Origin of the sequence: Proteus vulgaris (assembly GCF_016647575.1) — a bacterium.
Taxonomy (GTDB): domain Bacteria; phylum Pseudomonadota; class Gammaproteobacteria; order Enterobacterales; family Enterobacteriaceae; genus Proteus; species Proteus mirabilis_B.
In genome coordinates, this window is record NZ_CP032663.1 from 3,355,239 (window position 1) to 3,372,610 (window position 17,372).

The 17,372-nt window shown below is 39.2% G+C and carries 13 protein-coding genes; 10 read left to right on the forward strand and 3 right to left on the reverse strand.

The genetic code is table 11. The features are described from left to right. Positions 1 to 66: 66 nt before the first annotated feature. The 3 genes from D7029_RS15405 to rluA all read left to right on the forward strand — a co-directional run bounded on the left by D7029_RS15405 (position 67) and on the right by rluA (position 6,219). Entirely contained in the window at positions 67 to 2,421 is a 2,355-nt protein-coding gene (locus D7029_RS15405; RefSeq protein ID WP_194951151.1) for a DNA polymerase II, read from the forward strand. A 185-nt stretch (positions 2,422 to 2,606) separates the two neighbouring features. After that, complete coding sequence (gene rapA / locus D7029_RS15410; RefSeq protein ID WP_194951152.1) at positions 2,607 to 5,510, forward strand: RNA polymerase-associated protein RapA; 2,904 nt, start codon at positions 2,607 to 2,609, stop codon at positions 5,508 to 5,510. A 55-nt stretch (positions 5,511 to 5,565) separates the two neighbouring features. Continuing rightward, positions 5,566 to 6,219, forward strand: coding sequence for a bifunctional tRNA pseudouridine(32) synthase/23S rRNA pseudouridine(746) synthase RluA (gene rluA, locus D7029_RS15415; protein ID WP_006535967.1), 654 nt, complete (start codon positions 5,566 to 5,568; stop codon positions 6,217 to 6,219). A gap of 243 nt (positions 6,220 to 6,462) precedes the next feature. On the opposite strand, the gene djlA is transcribed toward rluA, so the two are convergent. Beyond that, a complete protein-coding gene (gene djlA, locus D7029_RS15420) occupies positions 6,463 to 7,263 on the reverse strand; it encodes a co-chaperone DjlA (protein ID WP_194951153.1) in 801 nt (266 codons plus the stop codon). Positions 7,264 to 7,693: 430 nt separating this feature from the next. Here djlA and lptD point away from each other — a divergent pair, with 430 nt between their 5' ends. From lptD to apaH, 6 genes are all read left to right on the forward strand, one after another. Further along, complete coding sequence (gene lptD / locus D7029_RS15425) at positions 7,694 to 10,069, forward strand: LPS assembly protein LptD (protein WP_194951154.1); 2,376 nt, start codon at positions 7,694 to 7,696, stop codon at positions 10,067 to 10,069. Between the two features lie 77 nt (positions 10,070 to 10,146). Next, positions 10,147 to 11,457, forward strand: a complete 1,311-nt coding sequence (gene surA / locus D7029_RS15430) for a peptidylprolyl isomerase SurA (protein WP_228766700.1) — start codon at positions 10,147 to 10,149, stop codon at positions 11,455 to 11,457. Continuing rightward, a complete protein-coding gene (pdxA, locus tag D7029_RS15435; RefSeq protein WP_194951155.1) occupies positions 11,447 to 12,445 on the forward strand; it encodes a 4-hydroxythreonine-4-phosphate dehydrogenase PdxA in 999 nt (332 codons plus the stop codon). The genes surA and pdxA overlap by 11 nt, the downstream gene beginning before the upstream one ends. After that, a complete protein-coding gene (gene rsmA, locus D7029_RS15440; RefSeq protein WP_088494662.1) occupies positions 12,438 to 13,256 on the forward strand; it encodes a 16S rRNA (adenine(1518)-N(6)/adenine(1519)-N(6))-dimethyltransferase RsmA in 819 nt (272 codons plus the stop codon). Before pdxA ends, rsmA begins: the two co-directional genes overlap by 8 nt. A 25-nt stretch (positions 13,257 to 13,281) precedes the next feature. After that, positions 13,282 to 13,659 carry a Co2+/Mg2+ efflux protein ApaG gene (gene apaG / locus D7029_RS15445; protein WP_006535978.1) on the forward strand — a complete coding sequence of 126 codons (378 nt, stop codon included), beginning with the start codon at positions 13,282 to 13,284 and terminating at the stop codon, positions 13,657 to 13,659. 2 nt (positions 13,660 to 13,661) lie between these two features. Further along, entirely contained in the window at positions 13,662 to 14,483 is an 822-nt protein-coding gene (gene apaH, locus D7029_RS15450) for a bis(5'-nucleosyl)-tetraphosphatase (symmetrical) ApaH (protein WP_088494661.1), read from the forward strand. A 440-nt stretch (positions 14,484 to 14,923) separates the two neighbouring features. Here apaH and folA read toward each other — a convergent pair whose 3' ends face one another. Then, complete coding sequence (gene folA / locus D7029_RS15455; protein WP_099074448.1) at positions 14,924 to 15,409, reverse strand: type 3 dihydrofolate reductase; 486 nt, start codon at positions 15,407 to 15,409, stop codon at positions 14,924 to 14,926. Between the two features lie 174 nt (positions 15,410 to 15,583). On the opposite strand from folA, the gene D7029_RS15460 reads away from it, so the two are divergent. Next, positions 15,584 to 16,198, forward strand: a complete 615-nt coding sequence (locus tag D7029_RS15460; protein WP_194951156.1) for a LysE family translocator — start codon at positions 15,584 to 15,586, stop codon at positions 16,196 to 16,198. Positions 16,199 to 16,233: 35 nt separating this feature from the next. On the opposite strand, the gene D7029_RS15465 is transcribed toward D7029_RS15460, so the two are convergent. Beyond that, entirely contained in the window at positions 16,234 to 17,289 is a 1,056-nt protein-coding gene (locus tag D7029_RS15465; protein ID WP_194951157.1) for a hypothetical protein, read from the reverse strand. Positions 17,290 to 17,372: the final 83 nt, after the last annotated feature.

Here is a 17,372-nt window from a genome sequence, read left to right on the forward strand (position 1 = left end):
AAATAACCACTATATTGACTATAATAAACACATCTTTAGTGAATTATTGGTGTTTATTAGGTGCTCATGATTGCTCATACGGAACAAGGCTTTATTCTTACTCGCCACTGGAGCGACACACCGAAAGGTATTGTCGTCTCTTATTGGCTTGCTACAGATAATGGCCCGAGTAAAATTACTGTTCCTATGCAACGCGCAATTGGCTTTGTTGCCCGCCAACATGAAACTGTTTTGCGTTCTCTCGTTAATAAAAATCCTGATATTGAAATTCGCCCTCTCGATTTAAAAGATTTCGAAAGACAGCCCGTCTTTGGCGTTTATTGCAAACAATACCGCCAACTTGTCCAACTTGAGCAACAACTTAAAGAGCACCATATTCGCCTTTATGAAGCGGATATCCGCCCTCATGAACGTTATATGATGGAGCGCTTTATCACCGCACCAGTTTGGTTTCGTTATCAGCAAAATAATATTACTACATTAAAACCAGCCCCCGATTATCGACCTGCGCTTCGAACTGTCTCTTTAGATATCGAAACCAGTGAGTTTGGTGAGCTTTACTCTATTGGGCTTGCCGGTTGTGGTGATGATGTGGTGTTTATGCTTACTGATGAATTGCCCATAGTGAGTGAAAGTCAGCAACCGGAAGGCTATCGCTTATGTTATGTCAGTAGCCGATTGCGTTTAATTGAAAAGTTAAATGAGTGGATGCAACATTACGATCCTGATGCGATTATCGGTTGGAATTTAATTCAGTTCGATCTGCGTATTTTGTACACACATGCCCAACGTTATGGCGTCAGTTTATTATTAGGTCGCCAAAACAGTCCGTTAGAATGGCGAGAGCATGGATTTAAAAAAGGCCATTTTTTTGCTTCTGCTCAAGGTCGTTTAATTATCGATGGTATCGATGCTTTGAAAATGGCGACATGGAATTTCCCCTCTTTTAGCCTCGAATCTGTTGCTCAAACACTATTAGGTGAAGGTAAAGCTATCGATACACCTTACGCCAGAATGGACGAAATTAATCGACGCTTTAAAGAAGATAAGCCCGCACTGGCTTATTATAATTGGCAAGACTGTGTCTTAGTGAACCGTATCTTTGATGCGACATCTCTTATGGCATTCTTATTGGAGAGAGCCTGTGTTACGGGACTTTCCGTTGATAGGAGTGGCGGCTCTGTGGCTGCATTTACCCATCTCTATCTCCCTTCAATGCATCGCATTGGATATGTTGCGCCTAACCAAGGCGAAAAACCCGAAGAGCATAGCCCCGGTGGTTTTGTCATGGATTCGGCTCCCGGCTTATATGATTCTGTTGTTGTGCTTGATTACAAAAGTCTTTATCCCTCTATTATTCGTACTTTTTTAATCGATCCCGTAGGAATGATTGAAGGTATGCACCAACCCGATGAAAAGTTTTCTATTTCTGGATTTCGCCAAGCTCGATTTTCACGGGAACTGCACTGCTTACCCGCTATTGTGTCGCAAATTTGGCATGAAAGAGATAACGCAAAATTACATAAAAATGCCCCACTCTCTCAAGCTCTCAAAATTATTATGAACGCTTTTTATGGTGTTTTAGGCTCTGTGGGCTGTCGCTTTTTTGATCCTCGTTTAGCGTCTTCTATTACGCTACGAGGTCATGAAATTATGAAAAAAACGCGAGAGTTAATTGAAGCCAAAGGTTATCAAGTTATTTATGGCGATACGGATTCAACCTTTGTTTGGCTGAAATCACCTCATACAGAACAGCAAGCACAACAGATTGGGTATCAATTAGTACAAGATGTTAACCAGTGGTGGAAAACACATCTTCTTGAAAACTATCAACTAGATTGCAAATTAGAACTAGAATACGAAACCCATTATCGTCGCTTTTTAATGCCCACAATTCGAGGCATGGAAACGGGTAGTAAGAAACGCTATGCCGGACTCAGCAATGATAAAATGGTGTTTAAAGGATTAGAAACTGTCAGAACAGATTGGACGCCCCTCGCTCAAAAATTTCAACAAGAGCTTTATACGCGCATTTTTCATCAACAACCTTATCAGCAGTTTATTCGTGATTATGTCGCAGATACGCTTTCGGGAAAATATGATGAGAGATTAGTGTATCGTAAACGGTTACGTCGAAAATTATCAGAATATCAGCACCACGTCCCCCCTCATGTCAAAGCAGCACGTAAAGCCGATGAATATAATTTATCCCAAAATAGACCTCAACAATATCAGCAAGGCGGTTGGATTAGTTATATAATTACCCTCTTGGGGCCTGAGCCATTAGAGCACATTACCGCTGCACCTGATTACGAGCACTATATCAACAAGCAGTTAATGCCTATTGCAGATGCAATCCTACCTTTTATACAAGATGATTTTTCAACCTTGTTAAATGGGCAAATGACACTCTCATTTTAAGTTGTGTCATTTTGCAGGTGACGGTTTGCTTTGCATCTATTAACATAACGCCCCTTTGGTGATAATTAGCTTTTCTTTGTTCAAAGAGTAAGCCCTTTTTATCCCGCAGATTTTAATGACAACACCGCAATACTGCATTCATTAATAATTCCTAAATTATATATTTGAGAGCTGAGTTTATATATATGCCTTTTACTCTTGGTCAACGTTGGATTAGCGATACTGAAAGCGAGCTTGGACTGGGTACTGTTGTGGCAGTTGATGCCCGTATGGTCACCTTACTTTTTCCTGCCTGTGGCGAAAACCGCCTTTACTCCCGTCATGATGCACCAATAACGCGGGTGATGTTCAATGCAGGAGATACCGTCACCAGTCACGAAGGCTGGAAGCTCGCCATCGATAACGTTGTAGAAGATAACGGCCTACTTATCTACCATGGTGTACGTTTAGACACTGAAGAGCCTGCACAATTACGTGAAGTATTCTTAGATAACAAACTCACTTTTAATAAGCCGCAAGACCGCCTCTTTGCAGGTCAAATCGACCGCATGGATCGCTTTGCATTACGCTACCGCGCACGTAAGTTTATGAGCGAGCAGTTTAAGCAAGCACAAAGTGGTTTACGTGGTATTCGTGCAAGTCTTATCCCTCATCAGCTTTATATCGCCAATGAAGTGGGTAAACGTCATAATCCCCGCGTATTATTAGCTGATGAAGTTGGTTTAGGTAAAACAATTGAAGCAGGTATGATCATCCACCAGCAATTAATGGATGGTCGTGCTGAGCGGGTGTTGATTATTGTACCTGAAAGCTTACAACATCAGTGGTTAGTTGAAATGTTACGCCGTTTCAATCTACGTTTTTCACTGTTTGATGATAGCCGTTATAGCGAATCTTTATTAGATAGCGATAATCCATTTGAAACAGAACAGATGATCATTTGTTCTTTAGATTTTGTGCGTAAAAACAAGCAACGTTTTGAACACTTAGTTGAAGCAACATGGGATATGTTAGTTGTCGATGAAGCTCATCACCTTGTTTGGAGCGAAGATGCACCAAGCCGTGAATATCAAGTAATTGAAGAGTTAGCTGAATCTATTCCTTCTGTATTGCTATTAACTGCAACCCCAGAGCAGTTAGGTCAAGAAAGTCACTTCGCACGTTTACGTCTGCTTGATCCAAGTCGTTTCCATGACTACAACGAATTTATTAATGAGCAACAAAAATATCGCCCTGTTGCCGATGCCGTTACTATTTTGCTATCAGAAGATGATTTAAATACCGAACAACAAAATATCATCAGTGAAATGATCAGCGAGCAAGATGTTGAGCCATTACTGAAAGCAGCAAATACACAAGGCGAAGAACGTACTAAATCTCGCCAAGAACTTATCCATATGTTAATGGACAGGCACGGAACGGGTCGTTTGTTATTCCGTAACACACGTTCTGGTGTTAAAGGTTTCCCTAATCGTTTACTTCATGCGATCAAAATGCCACTGCCAACGCAATATCAAACTGCGATTAAAGTGGCTGAGATTATGGCAGCCAAAAAGAGCCTCGAAGTTCGTGCAAAAGAGATGCTCTATCCTGAACGTATTTACCAAGAATTTGAAGGTGAAAACGCAACATGGTGGAACTTCGACCCGCGTGTTGAATGGTTACTGGGTTTCTTAACTGCAAATCGCAATGAAAAAGTACTGGTAATTTGTGCTCAAGCAGCAACCGCGTTGCAATTAGAGCAAGTTTTACGTGAGCGTGAAGGTATTCGTGCGGCAGTCTTCCACGAAGGTATGTCATTACTTGAACGCGATCGTGCTGCTGCTTATTTCGCTTCTGAAGAAGAAGGCGCACAAGTGCTGCTATGTTCAGAAATCGGCTCTGAAGGACGTAACTTCCAGTTTGCTAATCAACTAGTTATGTTTGATTTGCCATTTAACCCTGATTTACTCGAACAACGTATTGGTCGTCTCGATCGTATTGGTCAAAATCGCGACATTGATATTAGCATTCCTTATCTTGAAGGGACTGCCCAATCCGTATTATTACGCTGGTATCATGAAGGCTTAGATGCCTTTGAGCATACTTGCCCAACCGGTCGTACTATTTATGACAGCAAATATGATGCTCTCGTTAATTACCTTGCACAGCCTAATGAGTTAGCTGATTTTGATGAGTTTATTGTCGCTTGTCGTAAACAACATGATGAAATGAAGCTCAAACTTGAGCAAGGTCGTGACCGCCTATTAGAAATGCACTCTAACGGTGGTGAAGTCGGTGTTGAGTTAGCGGGTGAAATTGCAGCTCAAGATAACGATCCTGAATTAGTGAACTTTGCACTGAATTTGTTTGATATCGTCGGTATTAATCAAGAAGATCGTAGTGATAGCTTAATTATTTTAACGCCATCTGATCATATGTTAGTGCCCGATTTCCCAGGATTGCCGCAAGATGGTTGCACTATCACCTTTGATAGAGAGCAAGCACTATCTCGTGAAGATACCCAATTTATCAGTTGGGAACACCCCATTATCCGTAATGGCCTAGATTTAATTTTATCTGGCGATACAGGAAGTTGTGCCGTTTCTTTATTGAAAAATAAAGCATTGCCAGTGGGAACGCTGTTAGTTGAACTGATTTATGTCGTAGAAGCGCAAGCGCCTAAACATCTTCATTTAAGCCGTTTCTTACCTGCAACACCGGTTCGCTTATTACTTGATCTGAAAGGTAATAACCTTGCATCTCAAGTTGAGTTTGAAAGCTTTAACCGCCAATTAAATGCCGTTAATCGTCATACTTCGAGCAAATTGGTTAATGCAGTACAAAGTGAAGTCCACCATGTACTTAAAGCCTCTGAACCTTTAATGGAAGTCGAAGCAAAAGGACTTATCCAAAAAGCAAAAGAAGAAGCAGATCGCGTACTGACTCATGAATTATCACGCTTAGAAGCTTTACGTGCGGTAAACCCAAATATTCGTGATGATGAAGTTGAAGCAATTGAAAATGAACGAACTCATATTCTTAATCATTTAGATGAAGCAACGTGGCGTTTAGACTCAATTCGCTTAATTGTCGTTACCCACCAATAATCACCGTTAAAGCGGGGAGTATTTTACTCCCCGTTGTTTTGATGAGATATCCACCATGATGGAAGTGTATAACCCGCCGACTGATCCTTGGTTACATGTTTTATATCAAGATGAGCATATTATTGCCGTCAATAAACCCAGCGGATTATTGTCAGTACCGGGCAAAGCGCCAGAGCATAACGACAGTATTATGTCGCGTATTAAAGCAGAATTTCCTAATGCTGAGTGTGTGCATCGCCTTGATATGGCAACCAGTGGCGTTATCGTTGTTGCACTCAATAAAGAAGCAGAGCGCGAACTAAAGCGCCAGTTTCGCGAACGTGAGCCGAAAAAAACCTATATTGCTCGCGTTTGGGGACATGTCGAAAAAGAAGAAGGATTAGTTGATTTACCTTTGATTTGTGATTGGCCTAATCGACCAAAACAGAAAGTCTGTCATGAAACAGGGAAAGCGGCGCAAACTTTTTATGAAGTGTTGGAATATGAAGAGAATGCAACAAGAGTGAAACTCTCACCCATTACTGGGCGTTCACATCAATTGCGGGTACATATGCTAGCGTTGGGGCATCCTATTTTAGGGGATCGCTTTTATGCACACCCGCAGGCAAGAGCGATGGCACCTCGCCTGCAGTTACATGCTCAGGAATTATTTATTACGCATCCTGCTTTCCGATCCCCGATACATTTTGAATGCCTTGCCGATTTTTAGTGTCTTATGACACTAAAACAGTCACTGAACTCAATGAAGCAAGGAGCAGGCAAAGCGCTAATCCCATAACCCCAACAAGAACACGGACGTTTGACATGGATATAGTTCCTTTTTTAAGAGAAGAGAGAATGAAATAATTAAATTTCACTTATATTTTACCGTGATAAATAAGAAACTCAACTCAACCTAAGTTATCTCTATCACGGAATAATTCTCTCTTTTATCATCTTCTTTTACAAGATGTTAACGAAATCCCTTTTCTTTTTTAATCAAATCGTAAGCAACTTGTATAGACTGTGCTTTTTGTTTTGCAATTTCCATCATTTCTGGCGGTAAACCTTTCGCAACAAGTTTATCCGGATGATGTTCTCCCATTAATTTTCGATAAGCTCTCTTTATGGTTTTAACATCATCACTCTCATCAACACCAAGTACCTTACACGCATCAGAGAGCGTTGGGCCTTGAGGTTGAGGCTGATAACCCTGTCCGCTTTGATAATGAAAATTCTGACCAGCCTGCATCATTGCTAATATATGTTCAAAATGTGCACGCGAAAAACCTAACTCATCGATAATGATAAACAGCATTTTTCTTTCATTTGGATGCAGTTGACCATCCGCAAAAGCAGCTTGTAATTGAATTTCCAGAAACATCTGAAGTAAGTCGCGACGTCCCACACAAATTTGTCGAACGCGTTGCAATGTGGCTCTTAAGGGAAAATCAGGTGATTTACCTTCTCTAAAAGCTTGTTGCGCAGCTTGGCGACCCACACCGTGCAAATTCATGCGATCCATCAACTCGTTGGCAAGAGAAATATCGGTTTGAGTCACTCGCCCTTTTGATTTTGTCAGGTGTCCTAAAACTTGAAAGGTTGCAGCAAAGAAAAAAGCTTGTCTATCACGCGTATAGCGCCCACCACTTCCTAATTTACTTCGTTGCATGTCATAGAGGTGCCCGAGAAAAACACCAATAACAATGCCCCAAAAGCCTATTCCTGCAAAACTACCAATGGTAAGGCCTAATAATTTTCCCCAATAGCGCATAGACTCCTCAAATCTTCAATGCTCTGACTGCAATTTTGCATTATCATACTATTCATTTGCTTGCACACCTAACACCAAGCAACCTCTAAATAGACTTTTTCTTAAAATGAAGCGATTTACTGTTTCTCTTTGGACAGAGGTAATGCTGTTTTCGTTTAAATTGTGTTAAAGTAAAATGAGTGACCAAACGAATAACTTTAGCGTTGTTATACAGCACGAAATACCGCATCAGCGCGGTGTTTTTTTGTTTCTAATAAGGCTATAACCCTATTTCAACACAGAAACATCGAAAAAATGAGGCTTACGCCTATTTTTCGGTTACCGTTAGAACAATGTTCAGAACGTTGGGCTGGTGTCGCATAACTCCCTGCGTTAGTTTCTAGCTGTTTATCAGCACGAAGCCACTGATGACGGAAGCACATAAATACTTATGAAAAAAAGTTATCCCACACTGCTGGCCACCCTAGTTTGGGCCACAATATACGGTCAGCCTGCTTATGCTGATCTTGCCTCCCAATGTTTACTGGGAGTTCCTGTTTATAACAAACCATTAGTACAGGGCGATCCTAACAGCTTGCCTGTCACCATTACCGCAAATGATATGCAAGGTGAATATCCTCGCATGGTCAAATATAAAGGTAATGTTGATATTAAACAGGGAAACCAAACCTTAAGTGCCGACAGTGTTGAACTGACACAAACTGAAGGAGAAACGCCATTAAGAATGGTCACAGCAACGGGAAATGTGTCTTATGATGATCCTCAAATCATCTTAAAAGGCCCTCGTGCTTGGTCTAACCTTAATAATAAAGATACGGACATCGAACAAGGTGATTACCAAATGGTTGGCCGCCAAGGCCGTGGTTACGCTGATAAAATGCAAATGCGTGGCGAAAACCGCTATACCATTATGGATAAAGGCATGTTCACGTCTTGTTTACCGGGAGATAGTAGCTGGAGCGTTGTCGGCTCAGAGGTTATTTTAGACCGTGAAGAACAAGTCGCTGAAATCTGGAATGCACGTTTTCGTGTAGCCAATGTGCCTATCTTTTATAGCCCTTATCTTCAATTACCGATTGGTGATAAACGCCGCTCGGGTTTCTTAATTCCTAACGGAAGCTATTCCCGTAGTTCAGGCTTTGATTTCTTACTGCCTTATTACTGGAATATCGCCCCTAATTATGATGCGACCATCAGTACCAACTATATCAGTCGTCGTGGTTTAAAATTAGATAACGAATTCCGTTATTTAACCACTCCGGGACGAGGTACGATTGCTGTTGATTGGATTAATCACGATAGCCAATACAATAAAGATAAAGACGAAAATAAAGCGGGCTATCTTCCTCGTGATACAGCAAATCGCTGGTTATTCTACTGGGGACACAGTGGAGTCATGAATAATGTGTGGCGATTTAATATCGACTACACAAAAGTAAGTGATAACAAATACTTCACTGATTTTACCTCTCAATATGGTAACACTACAGATGGTTATGCAACTCAGAAATTTAGTACGGGTTATGCACAACAGAACTGGAATGCCACATTAACCACTAAACAGTTCCAAGTCTTCTCTGACAATAAAGATGCAAGAGCTTATCGTGCAGAGCCACAACTTGATTTCAATTATTACAAGAATGATGTAGGGCCGTTTGATTTCCGTACTTACGCTCAATTTGTTCGCTTTACCAGTGTCGGAGATAACACGCCTGAAGCAAATCGTTTCCATATTGAGCCAACGATTTCACTCCCTGCATCTACGGGTTGGGCAAGCTTTAATAATGAATTAAAGCTAATGGCAACTCATTACGATCAAGATATTCCTGACGCTTATAAGAAAAAGTACGCTAACCAGAAATTAGATGACAGTGTTAATCGTGTACTGCCTCAGTTTAAATCTGATATGAAAGTGGTTTTTGAGCGTCAATACCAAACAAACGATATTACGCAAACCCTTGAACCGCGAGTGCAGTATCTTTATGTTCCTTATAAAGATCAGTCAAATATCAATAACTTTGACTCTGCATTATTACAATCAAACTATGGCGGACTTTTCCGCGATAGAATGTATGGTGGTTTAGACCGCATTGCTTCTGCAAACCAATTAACCACTGGTGTAACTTCGCGTTTTTATGATAGCGAATTAGTTGAACGTTTTAACGTTTCTGTAGGTCAAATCTACTTCTTTGAGCGTCCAAGAACAGGCCCATCTTCTATTGGTAACGAAATTATCAATAGCACAGATGAAACAGGTTCAATGGTATGGGCGGGTGATGCCTACTGGCGGATCACGGATACTGTGGGTATGCGTGGTGGTTTACAATATGACCGTCGCTTAGGTAGCGTCTCAATGGGCGATGCCGTTATGGAATATCGCGCAGATAGCGATCACCTTCTACAGTTAAGCTATCGTTATGTTGATCGTGACTATATCCAAGCAACGCGTGTTCGCCCTTACGATGGTGGTATTAATAAACTTCCTGAATACCAAAAAGGTATTTCACAAGTCGGTGTTGTAGGAAGTTGGCCATTAGCAGAGCGTTGGGGACTTGTCGGTGCTTATTACTTTGATACCAAAGAATCAGAACCTGTTAGCCAAATGGTTGGTCTACAATACAATACCTGTTGCTGGGCTGTGAATGTGGGTTATGAACGAAAAATTGTTGGCTGGAAAGTTGACCACAGCGATATTGATAATAAATGGTCTGTCAATGTGGAACTCAGAGGCCTAAGTAACAATCATAGTTTGGGTAGCCAGAAAATGCTTGAACGCGGTATCTTACCTTATCAAAGAGCATTCTGATTTAATCAGACTACGGAATTGGCTGAATGAATATGTCACCCCGCAATAAGATGCGGAAAATACATAATGGGAAACTTATGAAAAATTGGAAAACGCTGTTTATCGGCTTAATGATCACGGTCGGTGCAGCTACCAGCTCAACAACATTTGCTGCACAAGAATTAAACCGTGTATCGGCTATCGTCAATAACGGTGTCGTTCTAGAAAGTGACGTCAATAGAATGTTACAGACGGTCAAAATGAACGCGAAAAGCGCGGGTCAAGAAATGCCTGATGAGCAAGTTCTTCGCCAACAAATTCTAGAGCGTTTGGTCATGGATAACATCATTTTGCAAATGGCACAGCAAATGCAAATTGATATTCCTGATGCTGCGGTAGAATCTACCATTCAAGGTATTGCTGCTGAAAATAACATTTCACTTGATCAAATGAAAAAGCGCCTCGCAGCCGATGGTATTTCTTACAACGATTATCGCCAAGATATTCGTAAAGAGATGATGTTAGCAGAAGTTCGTAACAATGAAGTGCGTCGTCGTATTACTATTTTACCTCAAGAAGTTGATTCTCTTGCTAAGCAAATCGAAGGCCAAGCAAGTCAAAGTATTGATCTAAACCTGAGCCATATCTTAATTCCATTATCAGAAAACCCTGCACCAGCAGAAATGGAAAAAGCGAAACAAGTCATTACTCGCATTATGAATCAGCTTAAAAATGGTGCAGATTTCGGTAAATTAGCTGCAACTTATTCTGCTGATCCACAAGCTTTAAATGGCGGTAATATGGGTTGGGCATCTATTGATGAATTACCAACTCTGTTTGCTAAAGAATTAGCAAATGCGCAAAAAGGCCAAATCGTAGGACCTCTTCACTCTGGTGTTGGCTTACACATTATCAAAGTAAACGATATTCGTGGTGGAACTAATACCCTTTCTGTTACAGAAGTTAAAAGCCGTCATATTCTGCTAAAAAGCTCACCAATCATGAATGATGAGCAAGCCTATGCCAAGTTACAGCAGATCTCTGCCGATATTCGCAGTGGTAAAATGACCTTTGCTGATGCAGCAAAAGAGTACTCTGAAGATCCAGGTTCAGCATTACGTGGCGGTGAGTTAGGATGGTCAATGCCTGATGTTTACGATCCGGCATTCCGTGATGCGTTAATGCGCTTAAATAAAAATGAATTAAGCCAACCTGTTCGCTCAAACTTTGGCTGGCATTTAATTGAATTAGAAGACACACGTAGTGTTGATAAAACAGATGCCGCAAATAAAGAACAAGCATACCGTTTACTCTTCAACCGTAAATTTAATGAAGAAGTACAAAACTGGATGCAAGAGCTACGAGTTGGGGCTTATGTGAAAATAATGAACGAGAATAATGCAAACTAAGCAAATAAAACCACTTGTTATCACCCCCGGCGAACCAGCCGGGGTTGGTCCTGACCTTATTATCTCATTAGCACAAATGAGTTGGGATTTACCTTGGGTTGTTTGTGCTGATCCTCAATTACTTAAAACAAGAGCAGAATTGTTAAACCTGCCTCTTTCATTAGTTGAATACGATCCTGCCTCGCCACCTCAAACACACACACCAAGTCAAATTTGTGTACTCCCAATCGCACTGCACACTAATGTCATTCCAAGTACATTAGATACGCGCAACGGATTATACGTTGTAGAAACATTGGCTCGTGCTTGTGATGGCTGCCTAAATGGCGAATTTTCAGCACTTGTGACAGGGCCGGTTCATAAAGGTATTATCAATGATGCGGGTGTGCATTTTACAGGGCACACCGAGTTTTTTGCTGATCGTAGCCATTGTGAACGTGTTGTCATGATGCTGGCGACAGATACATTAAGAGTCGCATTGGCAACCACACATTTACCACTACGAGATGTGGCGGATGCAATTACAGGTGAGCTTCTGCATGAAATTATCACCATTTTAAACCACGATTTAAAAACCAAATTTGGTATAGCAGAACCTCAAATTTACGTTTGTGGCCTTAATCCTCATGCAGGAGAAAGCGGTCATATGGGACGTGAAGAAATTGATATTATTGAGCCTACATTAACACAATTACGTCAGCAAGGAATTCATCTTCATGGACCTTATCCTGCTGATACCTTATTCCAACCTAAATATTTAACACATGCTGATGCGGTGCTTGCGATGTATCACGATCAGGGATTACCTGTGCTAAAATATGAGGGTTTCGGTCGCGCCGTGAATATAACTCTTGGCCTTCCTTTTATCCGTACTTCTGTTGATCATGGCACCGCCCTTGAACTTGCAGGTACGAAAAGCGCAGATGCTGGCAGTTTTTGCACCGCATTAAATTTAGCCATTAATATGATACAGAATTGTAATGAATAATAGAGTCCATCAGGGGCACTTTGCCCGCAAACGCTTCGGGCAGAACTTTTTAACAGACAGCTATATTATTGAAAGTATTGTTGAATCCATTTATCCTCAACCCGGTGAAGCCATTGTTGAAATTGGTCCTGGTTTAGGTGCAATTACAGAGCCAGTAGGCGCAAGAATGGATAAAATGACGGTTGTAGAGATTGACCGTGATTTAGCCGCTCGTTTAGAAGTTCATCCTACATTAAAAGACAAGCTGACCATTATTCAGCAAGATGCAATGACAATCGATTTTGCACAATTAGCAAAAGAGCGTCAGCAACCTCTGCGTGTTTTTGGTAACTTGCCTTATAACATTTCTACTCCACTCATGTTCCACTTATTCAGTTTTGCTGACGCAATTTCTGATATGACATTTATGTTGCAAAAAGAAGTGGTTAATCGCCTTGTTGCTGGTCACGGTAGTAAAACTTATGGTCGCTTAAGTGTGATGGCGCAATATTATTGCCAAATCATCCCTGTACTTGAAGTTCCACCTACTTCATTTAAACCAGCACCTAAAGTTGATTCTGCGGTTGTTCGCTTGATCCCTTACAAAGAAAAGCCATACCCAGTAACGGATATTGCAATGCTTAGCCGTATTACCGCTCAAGCATTCAATCAACGCCGTAAAACACTACGTAATAGCTTAGGCGGATTACTCACAGCAGAAGATATGATAGCACTTGATATCGACCCAACTGCAAGAGCAGAAAATATTTCTGTTGAGCAATACTGCAAAGTGGCAAACTGGTTATCGCAAAAGCAAGACTCACAAGCATAAGATAAAGCCAGAGACAGGAGGCACTATGTTCACCTCATCAAAAGTGGCGATACAGGTACAAAGCGTTTACATTGAAAGCCAATCTTCCCCTGAAGATGAACGATATGTTTTTGCTTATACCATATCAATTCATAATTTGAATAAATGTGCAATTCGCCTCCTGCGCCGCTATTGGTTGATCACCAATGCACAAGGTAATACCACTGAAGTTCGTGGTGAAGGTGTTGTCGGCGAACAGCCGCTTATTGAGCCCGGCACACAATACCGCTATACCAGTGGTGCCGTTCTTGAAACACCGATGGGAACAATGGAAGGTCATTATGAAATGATTGACACTGATGGTCGATTATTTCAAATAGAGATCCCCGTTTTCCGCCTTGCACTTCCAACATTGATAAACTAATTATGGCAACTTATTTAATTGGTGATATTCATGGCTGTTACCATGAACTGCGCCACCTTCTTGATAAAGTCAGTTTTGATCCTACACAAGACACATTGTGGTTAACGGGTGATCTTGTTGCACGAGGCCCTGATTCGCTTGAAGTATTGCGCTTTGTAAAAAGCTTAGGTACTTCACTTAAACTCGTCTTGGGTAATCATGATCTTCATCTTTTAGGTGTATTTGCAAAAATTAGCCGCAATAAACCAAGAGATAAGCTGAATGACTTGCTCAATGCGCCAGATGCAGATGAATTAATTAATTGGCTAAGACGCCAACCCGTACTGCAAGTTGATGAAGACAAGAAAATCATCATGGCTCACGCAGGGATCACGCCACAATGGGATTTAGAAACAGCCAAAATGTGCGCTCGTGAAGTTGAAGCTATTTTAAGTAGTGATAGCTACCCTTTGTTTATTAACTCAATGTATGGCGATTTACCAAACAACTGGTCACCAGAGCTTTCTGGTCTAGCGAGATTGCGCTTTAGCACTAATGCGCTTACTCGTATGCGTTACTGTTTTCCTAATGGTCAGCTTGATATGATTTGCAAAGATAAACCACAAGAAGCACCCGCACCATTAAAGCCTTGGTTCGATTTACCAAGCCAATTACCTGAAGGTTATAGCATTATATTTGGGCATTGGGCCTCTCTTGAAGGGAAAGGTACTCCTGATAATATTTATGCGTTAGATACAGGATGTTGTTGGGGTGGAAATCTCACTTGCTTACGTTGGGAAGACAAACAGTATTTCACTCAACCTAGTCTATCTGCTCCCAAATAACTCACTTATTATCCCCTCCCTGCTTCAAGCGCAAAAATGGCGACATTGCCTTTTGCGCTATGTTGATTTTATCCTCACATATTACCTAAATTGCTCTTTTTTCTTCTAAAGAGAACATTTTATATACAAAAACGAACACCTAAAAATAACTATAAATTTAATCATTAATAATCAATATGTTATTTTTTTTTACGGCAAAATAAGTATAAAAAAACACGATATTGAAAATAAAAAATCTCTATATTGATTAATATCTCATATATTATTCTTATAAAATGAGTTTATTAAAATATAAATAATGGTTGGTTTAAAATAATGCTCTTTTTATAAAAAGAAATATTTAAGTAGAATAATAAATCTTACTTTTTATTGTTTTTATATTAATAAAATAGGAATAATAAAAAGGGAGATATTTAATCTCCCTTTTTATTTAATTCTTGTTATTTTCTTCTTTTTAATATTTCGAAGCAGTAGTTATGTGAGTTATTTTCATCTGCTTCATGGTATTCCATAAAGGTTGAATCCCACTCATCAGGCTCATAATCTGGGAATGTTGTATCACCGATAACTTCAGCATCGATGTGGGTTAGGTAGAGTGTATTTGCCATAGGCAGAAATTGCTCATACACTTTACCACCACCTATCACCATGATTTCATCATGATTTTCAGCAGCTTGCAAAGCTTCTTCTACAGATTTAACCCAAACAACATCGCTATCTGTTCCTGGCTGGCTACTTAAAACAATATTAAGACGATTCGGTAAAGGACGTCCAATAGACTCATAAGTCACCCGGCCCATAATAACGGGTTTATTTAGCGTATTCTTTTTAAACCATGCGAGGTCACCCGGTAATGTCCAAGGCATTGCCTTTTCCATACCAATAATGCGATCCATCGCTAATGCTGCGATTAAACTAATATTCATTTACACACCTACGGGTAAAGATGGGAAAAAACTGTTCACACTATACGTAAAGCTAAAACCTGAGTCGATACAAATTATGCTTCCTTGATAATAAATAATTGCTTTATACTCGAAGTGTTAACTTAATCATATAAGATTCAATCATTATAATATTGTTATATACAAGGCGCTATTATGCTTGAAACTTCTTTAGTTGTTTTTACAATTGCTTTACTCGGTATGATCTCACCAGGTCCTGACTTTTTTCTCGTTGTAAAAAATGCGGCACGTTATCAACGATCTGCGGCAATGATGACTGCAATGGGAATTGTGGCAGCATTACTTGTGCATATGTCATATTGTGTTGCAGGTATTGCCGTTCTTATCACAACAACACCTTGGCTCTTTTCCATTTTGAAATATGCAGGTGCGGTTTATTTGCTATGGATTGGTTTTCAGAGTTTACTCTCAAAATCTAATCATTCGATTGATGAACACTCAGATAGGCATTCACAAATCAGTTTTAAGAAAGCCTTTATGCAAGGTTTCCTCTGTAATTTGCTTAATCCTAAAGCCACCTTGTTCTTTCTTGCCGTTTTCACACAAGTATTAAGTGTTGATTCAAGTATTGGTGAAAAATTGTGGTATGCCTTTATTATTTGGGGCTTAGCCATAGTTTACTGGCCTTTATTGGTTTTATTAATTCAAAGTGCGCCTGTCAGAAGAGTGCTTAATAAAGTCCAAAAAGGAATTGATAAAGTACTAGGTGTTGTGCTGATTGGTTTAGGCATTAAAGTCGCGTTGAGTTAACTACACTCTTGGAGCAAAGCATCTATCAAGGTGCTTTATTTTTCACTCTCCTTATTATATTTATCAAAAAAGTCTATAATTTGCCCAATTCTAACTAAATATTGCTCTTTATTTACTCCCATAAATAAATCGCCATCAATTTTATTTAAATATTTCTCAAAGTAATCATTAATTTTTGATTTACTATCAACAATATAATTAATAATTTTTTTACATTCATCTTTTCTTGGATAATCGGTTATATATTGTTGTATTGTACTACACAAATTTTTTACATAATTATCAGCAGATCCATATTTATTAAAATATTTCTCCACATCAATAAGTTCAAAATCATCAACACCTTTGAGAAAAAGGTTAAGATCAACATTTCTATTTATCATATTCTCCATTATATTTTTAAATGCACTTTTTAATTCATCTGACCATTCAATAATATAATTATTTTTTAAAAGAAAGTCGACTCGTTTTACTTCTTCATTAGATTCTAAGTTGATTTTGTTTTTATTAAAATAATCATCAATGATATTGGAGAAAATTTCTTTCTTAACTTTATTAGTGGATTCTATTATTACCAAACTGAAGAAAGATAAAAAATTTGATGGACATGAAGAATTGGAGATTAGCTTTAATGGATTAAGATTATACTTATTATTTTCTAAATAACTCGCTACTTTAATAACTAACAACAAATCACCTTTGGTTTTAACATATTGTTCAGCAAACCAATTAAATGATATTGAATTATCTCCCTTGTTATAATCAACAATAAAGTTATGTAGTTGTTTTTTGGTAACTGTTACTTTATCAATATCCTTAATTTTTCTTTCACGTATATCATCAGTTAAAGATATAGTATGATTAAATTTTCCTGCTGTATTAATAGAACCTATCTTCTTTTTCACATTAAAAATAGACTTTATTTTTTCAATAATCTTATGAGTTAATCCTCTATTTTCAGATGATAAAAATAAAGAAAAATGAGTATTCTCCATTTTATCAAGTCTATTTTTAATAATATAAAAATCAGAGATTACTTTGTTATGAATATATACATCAGATGATAAAAAACCCTCTACTTTTAAATGCATAAAAACTCCTTAAATTTAAAACAACTAAATTTATAAATGAAAACAATGAAAATAAATACAAAAAAAAGCCCTTATTACTAAGG

Coding starts and splice junctions, on each gene's coding strand:
- folA (WP_099074448.1), bottom strand. CDS start 15,409: ATGAATATTAGTTTAATCGCAGCATTAGCGATGGATCGCATTATTGGT.
- surA (WP_228766700.1), top strand. CDS start 10,147: ATGAAAAATTGGAAAACGCTGTTTATCGGCTTAATGATCACGGTCGGT.
- rapA (WP_194951152.1), top strand. CDS start 2,607: ATGCCTTTTACTCTTGGTCAACGTTGGATTAGCGATACTGAAAGCGAG.
- D7029_RS15460 (WP_194951156.1), top strand. CDS start 15,584: ATGCTTGAAACTTCTTTAGTTGTTTTTACAATTGCTTTACTCGGTATG.
- apaH (WP_088494661.1), top strand. CDS start 13,662: ATGGCAACTTATTTAATTGGTGATATTCATGGCTGTTACCATGAACTG.
- apaG (WP_006535978.1), top strand. CDS start 13,282: ATGTTCACCTCATCAAAAGTGGCGATACAGGTACAAAGCGTTTACATT.
- rluA (WP_006535967.1), top strand. CDS start 5,566: ATGATGGAAGTGTATAACCCGCCGACTGATCCTTGGTTACATGTTTTA.
- D7029_RS15405 (WP_194951151.1), top strand. CDS start 67: ATGATTGCTCATACGGAACAAGGCTTTATTCTTACTCGCCACTGGAGC.
- rsmA (WP_088494662.1), top strand. CDS start 12,438: ATGAATAATAGAGTCCATCAGGGGCACTTTGCCCGCAAACGCTTCGGG.
- lptD (WP_194951154.1), top strand. CDS start 7,694: ATGAAAAAAAGTTATCCCACACTGCTGGCCACCCTAGTTTGGGCCACA.
- djlA (WP_194951153.1), bottom strand. CDS start 7,263: ATGCGCTATTGGGGAAAATTATTAGGCCTTACCATTGGTAGTTTTGCA.
- D7029_RS15465 (WP_194951157.1), bottom strand. CDS start 17,289: ATGCATTTAAAAGTAGAGGGTTTTTTATCATCTGATGTATATATTCAT.
- pdxA (WP_194951155.1), top strand. CDS start 11,447: ATGCAAACTAAGCAAATAAAACCACTTGTTATCACCCCCGGCGAACCA.